Genomic DNA, 17,066 nt, shown 5'->3' on the forward strand with positions numbered 1-17,066 from the left:
TGCACATGATACTACAATATATTGTATCAAATTCAATATGAACACACAATTAATAGATTAAAATTTTTTTATTTATAACACAAAAAAGGCCCTAGAGCTTAGCTCTAGAGCCTTTAGTATTAGAGTTATTTAACTGTTACTTGTATGTGCTCGGATTCGCTTACTAACGTGAGTTTTCCGTTAATAATTGAGTATCCTTCTACATAATAGTAGTAGGTGGTTCCTGGTACAAGGTTTGAATTGGTGTATGCTCCTGTTGATGTAGGATATACAGCAATCTTTGTGCCCTTGTCTGTTGCATTAGTAGCTCGGTATACCTTGTATATTACTGCATCGCCGAAATCATCGCCCCAGATAATAGTTACCTTACCATTGCTTGTCTTGTAGCTCAATGAAGATGATGAGATATCTGTTGTTGTCATATCTTCTGTGTAATCGCTGTACTTCAAATCTCCATTTATAGTTTGATAACTTCTAATTCTAACTTTATAGTTAGTAACATTTTCGAGGCCTGTAAAGGTGTATGTCTGCGTTGAGCTTTTAACCTTCTTTACTGAAAGAACCTCACCAGTATCTACTTTAACAAGCTCTAACTCATCGCCTGCAGTGTAAATATCATGTACCCATGTAGCAGTGATACTTTGTCCGCTAGCTGAAAGTTTCAAGTTAACTGGCTTTCCTAAAGAGATTGTAGCGTAGTAAGTCTTTGATCCTACAAGCTCATTTCCATTACCTGTAATAGTTATGGTTGCATCTCCGTAGATATTAGCACCATATTCTACTGTATAGTGCTTGTCTTTCTCAAGTGTCTGAACAACCTTTCCATCCTCAATAATAAATACTGTGAATCCAGGTTTTACCTGCTGTCCTGTGTATCTATTATTCTGAGTGTAGATAACCTTACATTTATCTAACGACCTTGGTGTGATGTCGTATGTGACAGTCTTTGTTCCTGGCTCTCCATTTACATCGTAGTTGATTGTAGCTTCAATTGTGCCTGGCTCTACGAAGTCTGGAGCTTCTTCTACTGTGTCACCATCACCAGTATATGTGATTGTCTTGCCATCACGTTTGTATTCGATGCTAGTGATTGATGCAACTGACTCGCTGTAATCAAGCTTAAAGTCAGGAATAATTGGCTTTCCAGTGTATGGATACTCAGGCTGGTAATTTAAGATACCAATGTTTGATACATCAAAATCAATATTGAAGGTTACAGTCTTTTCACCTGTCCAGTAGTAATCCTTAGACTTGTCTGTTACGCCTCGATATACCACCTCACCTGTCTTTGTTCCTGTAGCAGGCTTCAAGCATGTATACTGCTTGTTTAATTCAAGCTTTTCTTTTTCAGGATTTACGCCTGGGTGCTCAAGTACAAGGTACATCTTTGGATCACCCTCTGTGATTCCTTCACCATGGTACTTCTGTGTTGGTCCCTGGTCATCTCCAGATCGAACTAAGTTACCACTTGCGTCTTCATAATATACAGACGTTTTGCTTAAGTCACCAGTGATATAGAAGTTCAATATCTTTTTACCTGAATAGTTTCCTATACCTGTTACTGTGACTGTAGCCTTACCAGGAATAACATTGTCATCATATTTAAGAGTATAATCTGTTCCTAAATCAAGTTCATTCTTAACATCAGTTGATGTGGATGGTCTAAATACTGTAACTTGTGGTGTTATTTCTGCACCATCAGCATAGTCAACTCTATTATCATCTGTTCCATTTACAAATTTAACATCGAAGTCACTTAAACTTTCTTCAATAATGATGAACTTAATTGTAAATGTAATAGGAGTCGAAGGCGCATAATAGTTACCTTCATTATCCTCTGTATTGGACTTAAACTGTATGTTAATTGTACTTGTTTCATACAGCAAAGAGTTACCTTCATACTTAAAGGTTGATGCTTGGTTACAATCAGGTTCGTATGTAATAGTGACATCCTTTGAGTTGTCGATAACAGTATTTAGCTGTGTATCTTCAATCTTTATTGTTGGCTTTACAGTTGTGCCGTCGTAAACAGCGTAGTAGTAATTAACAAACTTGTTTTGGTTAGCGGTATCCTCAGCCTTAATCTTTCCTGTGTCAACAAGATATGTCTGAACATCATCTGCTGTCATTCTTGAAATGTTTGTACCTGAAACAGTGAATTTCAGCATACCATCATCTGACTGCATAGGATGCATAGGATCCTGTGTTTCAAACAGTGTGTTTGAAGCATTTCCAATTGCTTTCTTGTTAATCTTAAACACCTGTGTGATTGTTCCACAGTAATCTCCCTGGCCTGTGATTACTACTTTATAATATCCAGCATCTACACGAGGTTTTTCATTATCGTTCAAATCTGTATATGTAACTGAATAATTCTTTGCACCAATATTTCCAACGCTTACAACTACTGGCTGATGTGTTTTTCCATCGTATTCGTGAGCCCACTGATCCTTATACTTTTCAGGTTTGTTCTCGGCTGTTGAATATGTGTAAGTATCTCCTTCGTATCTGTATGTGACATTGAGATCCAAAGTATTCAAATTCTTACCAATGTTATATGGCAATGAAATTGAATCCTTGTACATGCCCTTACCAGTAATTGTGATTTCTGGTGATGTAGATGCCACTGAAGCGTTCTGCTTCTTGCTACCGCTCTTTGTCCAAGCAGCACTACCTGTTGTTTTATTTCTAGCTAATGTAACTTCGTAATCTTCGCCTTCTTCCAAGGTCTTATAGTTACCAGCTGTATCTGTAATTCCCATATCAACAATGGAAATGATTGGCTTGTTGGCATTAGCTCCACCAGTTGTCTGAACAGTTGTTACATCTTCAATTGTAATCTTTAATCCCTTACCAGATGCATCCTCTGTTTCATATCTCTGCAATGTAGGATTATATGAGCTATCCCAATCCTTTGGAACAAACTTTGCTGCTTCAGCATCGTAATAATAGTGATAGATATTTGATAATGAACGGGCTGTTATTTCAAAATCCTGCTCAATGTAATATCTGTCATCACAGTTATTAGCGCCGTAGATTCTAAGCTTGTACTTGCCAACTGCCTTTAATGGAGTCTCTTTGTTTGATGTGTTATATACCTTGATTGTGTAGTCACAGGTTGATTCGTTCTCGCCATCATCCTTAGGAGAATATAGCTTTACATCGCCTAAGTAAACTTCCAAATATGAATATGGGTCTTGTTCTGCATCTGTAAAATCAGATTTGAACTCCTCTGTGATAGGATCCTTTGGCTTAATAACAATATTTCCAGCTACTGAACGTAAGTCTAATTTACTTATCTTGAATGTCTTTGTTATACCATTTGGGTTAGCCAGTGTATAATTTCCACCTGTTCCCTTCTTAACAGTTACATATGCATCATCACGAACTCCTGAATTAGAATGATCTGCTGGCCATTCTAATGTGTAATCCACACCTTCCTGCAATGTATCTGTAGAGGTTTTAACTGTTACCTCTGGCTTAACATCTACATTTCGACCTGCATAATATGCTGGTTGAGCAACAGTTATCATACCTTCAGTAATTGCTACAGGTGTTATCTTGTATTTTCGAGTGGCTGCACTTGAGTATGCACCAATACCTTTGATTGTTACTGTCTTTTCACCAACATTTGAAATATCGTCATCAAATGTAACTGTATAATCTGTTCCTTCCTTTAATGTGCCATTTGTGGCATGTGTAATCTTGATACTTGGCTTTTTAGCTGAACCTGTGTAGCTGTATTCAGGAACAGAGTCAGCTTCCCAAGTGTTATTGTCGTAGTAGATTGTGCAATCATTGATATCGATACCATTTACTGTAAATGTTGAACTAGCCTCTCCATAACAGTAATCGTTTGGCTTAGGATCTGCGTATGCAATTACCTCCAAGTTATTCGATACTGTTTTAAATGATTCAGGCTTGAACTTGATGTAGTCATGAGCTGATCCAGATCCATTGAAATGATAGATTATAGCATCTCTATTTCCACCTATTACATAATAAATACCTACATGGTCTGCAAAACTATACGCGCTTCCTGTGTATGGCACTGATGTAATTTCAACACCCTGGTCGTTGTAGAATGTCATTCTAACGTGGGTGTCAGCTAAATTGTACTTGATATAGAAGGTTATAGGATTTGATATTGTTGATGATTCCTTTATGAAGTATCCACTATTATCTGTAGCGTAAACAACAATAGTATACTTTCCTGCTTTTTTAATCTCTCCTGTCTGTGGTACCCCGTCTTTATCCTTTATTTCCAGGTAATAATCTCCTGCCAACGCCTCTTTATTAGCTGCCACAGTTGCACCATTAAGAGGTTTACCGCTAAGGGTAACATTGATATTAGAACCTGTGTAATCATATACACCTTCGTTTGGTAGTACAAAGTCTGCTGCAGTGTAGTTTGAAAGGGACGCCTTGAAGGTTACTATCGTACCATCGTTAGTTCCATCGTTATACCTTACATTACTCTTTGTTCCAGTACATACATTCTTACCTGTAAATGCCAATGTTGAATCTGGTCCTGGCTGCTTATCTCTTGTTCTAGAAACTGTGAAGCATTCTTCATAAGCTATACCAAGTGGCATATCCTTTAAATTCTTGTCAAAGCTACCATTCGGACCTAAGTCTCTAAATATAACAATTGGCAATACCTTTACAGTGGTAATTCCTTTATCATCTAACTCGTATGAAGCCTGCTGTGCAGATACTTTAGCATAGGCTGTGTCGTTAATATCCAGTACGATATTAAACTTGATAGCCAACGTTCCACTGTAAGTTCCCTTACCTTCAACTGTCAAAGTATTAGTCTGATATGAAGGATATGATGTTGTGTCTACGCTCTTTACCTCATAGTCAGTTCCTCTTACAAGTTCTTTACCATTTTCAGATGTAGCAACCTTGAGTTTCAAGCCTGATTTAAGAAGCGTATCAATCTTTGTAACGTCAAGAGTTGTTGCATCGTAGGTTACATCCTCTAACTGACCGTAGAAACCACTAATATCATTTGTCTTAATCTTGTATTTAACAGTAATCTTCTTTGTCTTGAAGTTAGATGATGCTACTCCATTCTTGTTTACATCTACAACGATTAGCTTATCGTTGCCATCGGCACTTGTCTGGTCTGCAGGATATGCAATGACGCAGTCCGCAGTACCTAATGCATTGTCTTCGCCTTCAAGTGCTGTTGGTGTTACATATATTTCTGGGCACTGATTTTTGCCCTCTTCGTAACTATATATACCACCTAAATCAACGATATAGTCGTTTGTTTCTGTTGTGGTATCATCCGCCGTAAGTTGTGATGTTATTTCATGAGTTTCACCATTGTAAACAGCCCAGACTTTTACATCACCCTGTACAATGCTAATTGGTATGTTGCGGTCACCAATAAAGTTTCCAGTACCTTGCACTGTTACAGATTTGTTGTCTCCAACATTCTTTCCAATTTCAAGTGATGCAGGTTTGAAATCTGTTCCTGCTACTAATTTACATGAATGTCCATTCTCAAATGTTGATAATGGAGTGTCCTTTAACTTGTATTTGTATGTAAATACATAGGCTGGATTTACTGTAATATCCGCACCTGTATATGGTTGCTTGTCGTTAAGCGCCTCAGCATCCTGCATAACTCTTCCGCCTGTAAATGGCTGTGGGTTGATTCTGTAGGTAATAACTACAGGCTCACCGAAGTAACCTTCTTCATACTTAGGTGTTGCTGTATATGTTATTACATTATACTCAGTATCATCGCCTTCTCTCGAGTTATAGAATTTGTTGTTAGTCTTATCAGTGCCGTATTTAGAACTGCTTTCTGTCACTGAATATTTGCTTGAATCTATTGCAGTTCCAGTACTGTCAAATAATGTAATGATAGGTGCTGCTCCATAAGACTTTCCTTCAGAATCTACTCCACCGTACATCCAATCTATATTGTAGGTCTTTGCAGAAACATCCTCCTGATTTACCCAAATAAGATTGTTTACAAGAGTTCCATCATCAGCTGTTGTATTGTCGTTGGTTGCGCTGGAAATTGAAACCTTGAGCTTTTCAAGGCTTGTTCCAACTGTATATGTTACAACCTTTGTACCAGTGTAATTTCCACCGGATTTTGCTGTAAATACTGCATACTTTGTTCCAGCCTTTGCTGTGATTTCCACATTCTTTGTGGAATCCTCTGGGTCGTAAGTATCATAATACTTAACTGTGTAATCGTTATTTTCGCCCTCAGTCAAAGTATTTCCATTGAATGTAAGCACTGGGGCTGTAGGAGGAGTCTTAGCAACTCCCTGTTCCCAAGGATAGTTGTCAGCTATTCCAGTAACTGTTACCTCATCAATGTTACGTGGCTGGATGTTAAAGTAAACGATTGCAACGTTGTTCTCATAGTTTCCCAATCCTGTAATTGAAAGGTATGGTGAGCTTGTTGATGCTGTGTAATCACCACTTTGAACATAAGCCTTAATAGCTGTGCCACTGTAGAATGAACTATAATCAGAGCCCTTTTCCAAAAGCGTTCCTTCACTGTCATATACAGAGAATCCACATGCTACCTTCTTACCTGTATAGTATGTTTTAAAGTTATTATCAAGGTAATAATATCTTGTATATACCGTATATGTTGATCCGTCTTCGGCAGTCTCTTCTGTTGTTTTATCTAATGTAGATAATCTCTGAGCCTGATTCTGTCCGTTATCTCCTGTCACCCAAATATCAAAGCTAGAGGTGTTGCTTCCAATAGTGATTGGTATAGTAACGCTATCTTTCAAATTACCAGTAGATGTAGCTGATAAAGTAATCAGATGTTTTCCTGGTGAAGGGTCATTTTCATATGAAACAGTAAAGTTATCTGTTGAAAGTGTTGTGTTTGTAGTTGGGTCAATTGACTCTTCAAATGTTGTTGTTCCATTTGTTGTTATAACAACCTTTACCGCTGGTTTCTTTACTTTTCCATCATACTTAAATGTTTGCTCAGTTACTAAACCAACTGTAACTCCATCTGAGTTTCCAGCGGCAATACTTGCTTTGTTAATTGTAAATTTATACTTAGAAGGATTTACTGCCTCTCCTGTATAGTTCTTTAAACCTACAATCTTATATGTAGCTGTTCCCGCGTTGACATTGTTTTCGTATTTAATGTCATAATCAGTTCCAAGTGTCAATATAGTTGAACCATACTTCACCGTAATATCCGCATTTGTTGTTGAGCTTGCTGTTGCAGCTGTAAGATTGATTTCTTTACCATTGAAGGTCTTTGTAATTCCGCTCTTTGGTGTGATAGTTACATCACTAATAGGCATCTTGTTGACTGTGAAAGATGCTATTATTGGGTCCTGCGTTGCATATGTTCCCTTGCCTGTAACTTTAATATACTTGGTTGTTCCGTATTCGCTTACATCGTTTGTAAATGCATATCTACAATCAGCATCATTATATATTGCTACCTCATAATCAGTTCCTTCTACGAAACTGCTTGCACCAGGAAGAATGACCTGTAAATTTGGCCAGTTTACGTTGTCTTCGTGATTTGGATCTGATGATGCAAAATACTTACTCTTCTGAGTAGGGTCATAGTATGTGCTATAGCCTGTAGAACCGCTCTTTCCAGGCGTAGTTTCGTAATTAATACCGTCTGTTATTCTGACGTAAATATCATTTTTATAGCATGGAACTATTTCATATGTATCATCCTTGTATGATGTGAAATTGTTTCCAGATGCTGTAATTCTAAGGGTAGCTGTTCCTACATCAGTATGTGCATATGGATATGAAACGTTGTATTCAACGCCTGTTCCATCTGCATTTACTGTAGAATCTACTTTTTCTCCACCAATATAAACATCGAAATCAACACCAGCCTTTGGCTCTATTGGCTCTCCAGTGTGATCAAACGTTCTATTATCAGCAACATTATTATGATTCCACTTGATTGTGGCACTGCTCATGTTTGCCTTTTGGATAACAAAATCAACAGAAATCTTGCTACCTGCATATCCTGAGGTTGAGTTCATCTCAAATGTAAGAGTCTTGTTGCCAGCTGTTGTTGCGCTTTTTTCTGTGCCACCTTTATCTGTAATTATGTAGGTTGCTGTTTCGTTATTAATAATATCTTTTCTTACCTGGTTGTCATAATCGATAAACTGAACTTCAATCCAGTTTTTATTATCCAATGTAAGCTTTTTTTCAGTACCATCGTAAGAAATATTACTTAGATTGATACCAGCGGTTGTTAATTTTACAGTCTTAATTACGCTCTTTACATCTACATCGGCAATTGTCTTTTCCCATGTAAATGAACCGGTGTAGTTGCCTTGGCCTGTAATCTCTACTTCATAAACAACACCTGATGATGTTGATGTAGGTGTTGATGTTGTTGCTGTGAAATCTTTGTTATATGTCAGTGCTTGTCCCGAAAGGTTTGCACCAGTAATGTTTGAAACTTCTCCGTCAACAACCTCCAATTTCGCATTTGCAAATGCATCAACTGTTAATGCTGCTGGCGAAATTGTAAATTCGTTAGTAAATGTATATGCTTTGCCGTTAATTGTATATGTTGTGATGGCCTTTGCTTTTGATGTGGAAGTACTTGCATCTTCATTGTTTTCATAGTTTGTGCTTACTGTTGCTGATGAATCTCCTCCGCTTACTGTAACTGCTGGCTCTATTTTCTGACCTGTATATGTATATGGTCCATCAGCCATTGTGATTGCAATTACATTTACAGTAATCGGCAATTTACTAGGTGTTGACGATGAGTTTGTATATGTAGCAGTGACTGTTGTGGTTCCTGTTCCTACAGCTGTCAGCTTTCCACTACTATCTACCTTAACAACGCCTTCATTTTCTGATGTCCATGAAACTGTTCTGCTAACTGTATTTCCATCAACATCTTTTATAATTGCTGATAGTGTATCAGTATCTCCTACAGCATAGTGATATATTTTCTGGTTATCCGCTTTTCCTGTAGAAGCTGTTATTGAATCAATTGTATAAGTGTCTTCCGTTACATCAGTAAGCTCGATTGTATCGCCTTCTATTATGTAGAATATCTCGTCTTCTGCACCTCTTCTTGACCAGCTGCTTGTACCCTTTACATATGTAGGAGCACTATAGGTCGAATCCTTCTGAGTTCCATATCCAATGTTTACAAGGTCATTTGTTGAAGATACTACTATAGAAAACTTTTCCCCGGCCTGGATATAGCCAGAAGAAGAAGTTGGAAGCGTCAACTCCACTGTCATCCATCCAGTAGATGTTGGTGTTTCTTTATCAGTCTTTGTCGCTACAGGTGTACCTGATGTTGGATTAGTTGTGCTATTTAAATCCTTATATACTGTGGCTGTGAAATTAAATTCTTCAATACTGTCCACGTACATATCAAATCTAACTTTTTTTACACGTGTGTACGCTTTAGTTGTAGATGCAGTAAGAATAGTTGCAAAGTTTTGATATGACTGATAGCTTGCATACAAGTTTGAATTAACTGTACCTACTACATATATTGAGAAGTGCTCTGCATCAAAAGTAACATCCTCGCCTGAAACGTCAGTTGGAATTTCTGTTACTGTTGACTGGTCATCTTCGATTCTGTAGGCTACGATTTCCTCGTCTGGAGTGTCGGCAAGCTCTGAAACACCTTCGAATGTGACTGATACTGTGTTGCCATCATCCTTTGGTTGATACTTGTCTCCATGACGGTCGTAAATGTTGATATCAAATGCCTCGTAGGCTTCGAATGTACCTTCCTCGTCAATGTTTTCATTGACAATCTCGCTCATTCTTGTAAGGGATTTAGTATAGACTGTAATCTTTGAGTTTCTTGGCATATCACCAGAAACAGTTACCTTTACGCCGTGGATTGTCTTTGAGTATTCCTGATACTCAAGGCTCATGTCCTCGTAACCACACTTTTCACATACCCAGTTCTCATCAAACTGGCAGTCCTCTGTCTCTTCCTCGTCACACTTTGTACAACGCTTTGTATGAGTGCCATCGTTATTTGAAATGTACTTCCACTCGTGGTCGCACTCTTCATCCTCTGGCTCCTCTTCCTCGACTTCGTCCAGTTCTTCTTCGGTCTCTTCCTCAGTAAGTTCTTCGGTTTCATCTATATTTTGGGAATTGTCAACATCGAAATCATCCACCGATGGTTCATCCGTGGCTTCTTCTATTACCGGTTCTTCTGGAATTACGTCTTCCGTAACATCCGGTTCTTCTATTTCTTCAGTTACTACTTCCGGCTCGGGCACAGAGGTGTCCTGATATTCTCCTTCCGTAGTCTCTGGTTCGGCTACAATATCGCCGTCTTCGACAGCTTCCGTTACTACGTCCAAGTCGCTATCTGCCAGTGAGAAGAAATCGTCTCCCACCATGGTTGTAAGTAGCAACATGGCTAGCAAGAATGCCATCATCCTTTTTAAGATATTCATGCTGTTGTTCATAGGCCAATTCCCCTTTTCTCGTGCTTTTTGCACGCAAAAATAGACGTAAATATAGTTTTACGATTTCATTATCGGCACATCTTATTATTAACTTTAGCTTGTTTCGGGAAAAAATATGTTAATTTAATGTGAAAATAGCGCCCTTTGCGGGCGCTAAAATCTGAATTTTTTATGTATGGATTTTTGAATTGTGTATTTACTCTAAAACTGAAGTAAAGCCATAACTCCATCGGTGCTGGAATTTGCTTGTGCAAGCATTGATTCTCCGGCCTGGGCAAGGATTTTGTCCTTTGATAGATTGACCATTTCATCAGCCATATCAGCATCACGAATTCTGGACTCTGCCGCATCTGTGTTTTCCACAACATTATCAAGATTTTTTATGGTGTGCTCCAGGCGATTTTGCATGGCACCGAAGTAACTGCGAACGCCGCTGACTAAGCGGATGGCATTTCCAAACTCATCAATTGCAGAAGTTGCTGTATCTTCAGTGAGCACTTCTGTAGTGTCGATTGTAAGCGCCTCGCAACTCATGTTGTAAAGTCGGATTTCAAGCTTGTTTGTCTGATCTGCGTCTGTTCCCAAATGCAGAGCAACATTGGCTGTTCCGCCAGGCATTGTGTTTTCCAGTTTACTAAATTTCTTTTCAACGTTTGTAATACGTATTGGCTGAGTGTCCTTATCTGCTGTATCACCAAGGATTGCTGTTCCACCGATCTTTAAATCATCTGCAATGAGGGAGCCTGCGCCACCCAAACTGTTGTATGCTAGCTGGCGTACAAACTCTACTGCGCTAAGCTTATCTGGCTTTTCTCCAAAAGCTGCGGTGGAACCTGTGTTGATAGCATTTACTATGCTGCTAACATCAACCCCCGTTTGGCTTGCAACTACTGAGCTAAAGCTATCATCCTGCTTTTCTATCAGTGCGCCAAATATTTTATCTGCTCCACTTCTCAGATTTCCTGCGGATACTTCGTTTCCATCAGCGGCAAGATAGCTGGCGTAAGCTGATGCCAAATATCCATGGCCGTATGGGCGACTATCCACTGTATAATCTCCGCCCTGGCTTAGATATGCAGCAATTGCAGAATCCTGGCTGGTGTCAGTGGCACTTGTTAAACTTTTTGCCCGGTTTATGAGACTATCGTTCCATCCGGTTGTGAAACCACCTCCGGCCAACTGTGCTGTGCCTTCCACAAACCACTTTGGCATGTCGCTTGCAGAGCCATCGTCGCCATACATACCGCTTGGCATAACCACATCCATCACGCCATGCATAGTCTCGTGAGCGATTGTACTTTCCAGCTCTTGTATCTGATCTTCGGTAAGATTCAGTGATGGAAAATCCGCCTCGTCCACAGTCATGCCGAGGGAACCTGATACAAATTCTTGCTTCGAACCGTAGATTCTGAATCTTGCGCCCATATATGCAAGTGTTCCGTATACTCCATCTATGTATTCGATTGAAAGCTTCGTGTCATATGGTGTTTTATCAGTGGCTGCCAGCTCATTTACCTTATTTCCAATGGATGGAAATGCAGACAAAATCTGACTTACTGCGTTTGGGAAATACTCATCAGATATCTTTGTAGCTAGCTTTTCAACTGCTGTTGCCTGGCTTGATGACGCAGTAATAGACTTTAGCTTTGGCACATAGCCGTCCTTACTAAAGATTGGTATATCATTAAATTTTGTTCTTGCGGTAATGGAATTGATTTCGTCCTTGAGCTTGATGATTTCAGCGTTGATATTCTTGCGGTCGCTATCTGACAAAGTTCCGTTTGCTGCCTGAACAGCAAGCTCATTGCTTCTTTGAAGCATATCGTGAACTTCATTTAGCGCGCCATCTGCGATTTGTACCATAGATATGCCGTCGCCACTGTTTGTTGATGCTTGATTCAATCCACGTATCTGGCGACGCATTTTTTCTGAAATAGAAAGACCTGCAGCATCATCTGCTGCACGATTAATGCGATATCCACTGGAAAGCTTTTCCATGCTCTTTCCAAGAGAATCACTTGTTAAGTTGTACATTCGGCTAGAATTACTAGCGTTTGTATTGTGCTGGATTACCATTAATCATTCCCCTGCGTCTTGTATTTCAGGTAATTTTTCTCGTTACAATGATTATGTCGGCAATGTCACACAATACTTTATCCCTATTTTATATCTACCAGGCATTTATACAAAAGCTCCTCAAATGGACCGTAGTTCAGGACGGAGCTTTCTTTGCTGGCCAGAATCATGTCATTTTTAGTTGTCTTTGAAAAATCGATATCGAAATGGTTGCTGTTTTTGCAGATGTATTCGATGAATACGCGCTGGGCGCGGCCGTTCCCCTCGCGAAAAGGATGAATCATGTTTATCTCACCAATCAGGTAAGCCAGTTTCTTGGCCATTTCCTCTTTATCATCGATATCTTTCAGGTAATTATTGGCAATAATCCAATCGTGAACCTTTTTAAATTCTATTTCTATGAATTGCGTCAGGCAAAAGATCGTGCCCTTTGAAATATCCACGGTGCGAATCTTGCCCGCCCACTCGTAAATATCCTGAAACAAGTACCTGTGAATGGCACAAAGATGTTGCAAAGAAAAATCTCCAGGAATTGGGCGCTGGCTGATTTCAAAGTACCGGGCGGAGCTAAGCTCTTGCTCTGCTTTGAAGAGCTGCTCCTTGTCATGTATATCAAGTTTGTTTTTGAGAATGTGAGTGTGGGGATAACAATACTGACCGTTATCCTCGTACTCATAGCGGTAATATTCATCCATCATAGGCTTATCCTACTGAAACATACCTAGATGTAATCTCGCGGACCACATCTTCCACATCAATCTCTTTTTCAATGATCATTCTCCCGCGTTCGAGCTCCTGCGGTGTGAGTATCATGTCCTCCATTGCAAACGAGGCAGAGACGCTAGCTATCTTCTCATCTGTAGACATTAATCTCTCCTTATTTATCGGATTAAAAACCATATTTTTCACCTATTATTCCGAAACTGTTGTTAATTGGTGGTTAATCTATGGCTTTATTATATCACATTTTTTAATTGTTTTGTTATGGTTTATAACTGAATGTTTGGGCAGCCTTTTTCGGTTTGTGGCCTGGTTTTAGTTTGTGGCCTGGTTTTGGTGGCGAAATCCAGCAATATTGACAAGGCGAGGGAAACCACGCAGATGACGATGGTGAAAATCCAGGCATTTCTGTCGTCGTTTGCATCTACATATCTGCCTGAGTACCACATGACATAACCGCTTGCCAAGGCTCCTAGGAAGCTCACCCAGCCAAATGCCCGGCCCCTGTACTCAGGTCCAACCGCCTGCACAATGTATGGCGAGAAGCAAAGCATGGTAAGAATCTCTCCCACAATGAAGATTGCGATGGCGATATAGTAGGCTGGAATGTGGCCAAGGCTTACTAGAAATACGCCAAAACTAAGGATTTGCGCAGCTACTCCGGCGATCAGCTTCCATTGGTTGCTTCTTGATTCAACTATTTGAGTTATTATTGGTGTCAGGATGACTACCAAGAAGCAACTTACGCTCATTACTGTGCCGTATATGGTGGCGCCCATATCCCCGTGATACTTGGCGAAGTCGATTGGCATCAGGTACGAGAACTGGCTATAACCACCTTCGTACAGGGCGAAGGCCAACATGAAAAGGATTACAGGCTTGTTTGTTTTAATGAGTATGGTGATGAAGCCTTTGGCTGCTGGGTTTGCCTGGGTTGCTGGAGTTACCTGGGTCGCTGGTGCGTTGTTTGTTGTAGTTTCAGCTTCTTCTGTCTGGTAGCCTTTTTCATCTACAAACAGGATAATCAGCACTGTGGACATTGCAATTGTAACCGCATCGATTATAAAACACAGCCACAGATAGTTGTTAAACAGGAATCCGCCGATGATTGGCGCCAGTATGAATCCTACATTTGCACCCATGTACTGAATAGAAAAGGCTTTATCCTCCTTGCCTGGCGGCGTAACAAGGGCCACCAGTGCGCTATAGGCTGGGCCTTCGATTGTCTGGAAAAAGCTTGCCACCATTATCATAATGAAGGATGCAAAGTTGAAGGCCTTTACTCCGCAGATGAGGTAAATGGTGATGGACACCACATCACAGGCAATTATCATTGCTTTCTTGCTGATTCTATCTGCCAACTGGCCACCAATCAGGTTTGCTGGCAGGTTAATCAGGCCCGCAAGCATTATCCATAAGGCTGTCTCTGATGCAGTCAGCCCGAACTTTTGATTCAATATCAGCGTAAGCATTGGCATAATCATGGCACCCATGTTTGTGACCATTCTTCCGATTGCTAACGCATAATTTGCCCTCGTCAATCCTTTATACTGTGTTAAAATTTTCATGTCTCTACCTCGTTGTGTGTGCTGTTTACAGTTCTGTTTTTGCTAGTTATATGTTCCGGGGGTGTTCTTCTTTTGCTCCGGGGGTGTTCCTGGATTTTTCTGATTCTGTTCTGGGATTGTTCTAGTTTTGCTCCTGAGTTGTTCTGATTCTATCTCAGGATTGTTCTAGTTTTACTCCTGAGTTGTTTTGATTCTATCTCAGGATTGTTCTAGTTTTGCTCCTAAGTTATTCTGATTCTATTTCAGGATTGTTCTAGTTTTGCTCCTGAGTTGTTACTTCTTGTCTACTGGGTAGGCTAGGAGTGTTGTGTTCCATGGCTTAGTATTTGGTTGTTTATCTGCGTGGGCTGCTAGGAAATCTATTATGTATTTCTTGAGCTCTGCGGCGTCTTCGTCTGAGAGGAACGCTACTGAACTTATTACATCTCCTGTGACCTGCGCAGAATGAACTGTACTCATCACATCTTCTGATATCTCAGTTTGATGCACTGCGCTAAGATTCTCTGCACCTACTCTAGATTTATTTTCACCGACCCACAAGCCTTTTTTATACTCTAAAAATCCCTGCCAGTTTTCATTCATCATGTAGTTTAGGAACACTTCCTGCTCATTTACTACGCTATCATCCTGCTGTTCATTAGTTTTCAGTGAAATGTTCACATCTTCTAGCGCATAATACTTGGCCGTGATTCCATTTATCTTTTTCGTGTGATCAAGCCTCAGCACGCCCAAGCTCTCCAGCTTTTTGATGTGGGCCGTGGCCGCCGATGGCGATATTCCAAGCTCTTTCGACAGCTGCTTTGGAGTCATCGCCTCCCCACTAATCTGCATCAGACGAATCAACCTCTGGCGCTGCGGATTCATATATATTTTGTTCTTTTCTGGTGTATCCAGGATTATCTCTTTCATAGGTCCCCTCTTTTTGCAGTAATTTCTTTATATCTTTTCTTGTTACTATTCACAGTCGCTTCAGGTTGCCACTGTATAAGTCGTAATAGTTCATAGTATTCATTTAGCCAATATGTTATTTTTAAACATTTCTTTTTCTTTGTACTGATTGGCTCTCACATGCCTATATGAATTCTAATTACTTTTTAGTTAACTCTAAATTTCTTATTTTTTGCTTTGCATCATTATACATTACATTTTATGTAACGTCAATTATTTTCTTCTATTTCTTCTACTGATGCTATATTTTCCTAATGAATTACAATAGCCTCTCCACATTCTGTAGTTTTCCAATTGATTACACTAACTTCTCTTTAATTTTCTGCTCAATTTGTTTGATATCTAGCGAAGAGAATTCTGTCTCCATAGAAATCAATAGATTCTCTCCTGCAACAACTCCATTTTTCTCATACATGTTAATCTTCTCCAGATTCTTGCTGGCATAGTCATCTTCTGCTGCCAGCCCCAAGTGCTCCCAGTAATATGTCTTCCTCTCCTTTGTATTAAGCAACACAAAGTCCGGGTATACCGTCCTTCCCGATTTAAGCTTAAGCGCCGGCTCGTACTGATATGGAACATTATGCTTATAAAACATATCCGCCAATATCTTCTCCGACTTTGACCTTACATACTCGCCCTTGTCAGTTATATATTTCCCCTTTTCAGGGAATGGATTTTGACTTCCAGGGTTCTGTTGATACCACTGCTGGATGAACTCTGCATCCGGCTGGATTAGCGGCTCTATCAGAATCTGCTTCGCGTGGCTTCGATTCTCGTATACTTTGTTTATTGCCTCCGCGTTATAGTCAGCCAGGAACTGCTCCAGCGCGCTTATTTGCCTAGTCACAGCTTCTTTCAAATCCCGATAGTACTCCTGCTGCGCCATATTCTTGATAATATCCAAATCACTTTTCTTTACATAAGTGCGCCTTCCATCTGAATGATAAATGTAGTACTGGTAGCCACTTTTTCGCTTGGAAAATCTTACGGTCCCTTCGATGGTTTTATTTTTTTCTAATAACAAATCATCCAACTGTTTTGATAAAGCTTTTAGTTCTGATAATTCCTTGTAATATTTATCCATTTTTCTCATACTCCTTTTACTCCTACTGTTCTTTTCCTTTTTCACATGTCTCTTGCTCCCCTGACTGACACGCCCTTTTAGCTTTTTCTCTTTTCCGCGTGTCTCTCACTCCCCTTGCTGACACGCCTTTTCTGCTTTTTCTCTTTTCCGCGTGTCTTTGGCTCCCCTGTCTGACACGCCTTTTTTGCTTTTTCTCTTTTCCGCGTGTCTCTGGCTCCCCTG

General features: G+C 39.9%; 7 protein-coding genes. All 7 read right to left on the minus strand.

What is annotated here, in order from left to right; genetic code table 11:
- Positions 1-125 precede the first annotated feature (125 nt).
- On the minus strand, positions 126-10,448 hold the full coding sequence (locus CRN97_RS13505; protein WP_097077241.1) for an Ig-like domain-containing protein: 10,323 nt from the start codon (positions 10,446-10,448) through the stop codon (positions 126-128).
- Between the two features lie 201 nt (positions 10,449-10,649).
- Entirely contained in the window at positions 10,650-12,524 is a 1,875-nt protein-coding gene (locus CRN97_RS14230) for a flagellinolysin (protein ID WP_207653209.1), read from the minus strand.
- Positions 12,525-12,607: 83 nt separating this feature from the next.
- Positions 12,608-13,222, minus strand: a complete 615-nt coding sequence (locus tag CRN97_RS13520; protein WP_083380602.1) for a Fic/DOC family protein — start codon at positions 13,220-13,222, stop codon at positions 12,608-12,610.
- 4 nt (positions 13,223-13,226) lie between these two features.
- A complete protein-coding gene (locus CRN97_RS14195; RefSeq protein WP_155952521.1) occupies positions 13,227-13,391 on the minus strand; it encodes an antitoxin VbhA family protein in 165 nt (54 codons plus the stop codon).
- 122 nt (positions 13,392-13,513) lie between these two features.
- A complete protein-coding gene (locus CRN97_RS13525; RefSeq protein WP_179670764.1) occupies positions 13,514-14,785 on the minus strand; it encodes an MFS transporter in 1,272 nt (423 codons plus the stop codon).
- A 300-nt stretch (positions 14,786-15,085) separates the two neighbouring features.
- Entirely contained in the window at positions 15,086-15,721 is a 636-nt protein-coding gene (locus CRN97_RS13530) for an ArsR/SmtB family transcription factor (protein ID WP_097077243.1), read from the minus strand.
- A gap of 337 nt (positions 15,722-16,058) precedes the next feature.
- Positions 16,059-16,853, minus strand: a complete 795-nt coding sequence (locus CRN97_RS13535) for a hypothetical protein (RefSeq protein ID WP_097077244.1) — start codon at positions 16,851-16,853, stop codon at positions 16,059-16,061.
- Positions 16,854-17,066: the final 213 nt, after the last annotated feature.

The sequence above is a fragment of the Pseudobutyrivibrio ruminis DSM 9787 genome, from assembly GCF_900218035.1.
In the GTDB taxonomy this organism is placed as follows: Bacteria; Bacillota; Clostridia; order Lachnospirales; family Lachnospiraceae; genus Pseudobutyrivibrio; species Pseudobutyrivibrio ruminis.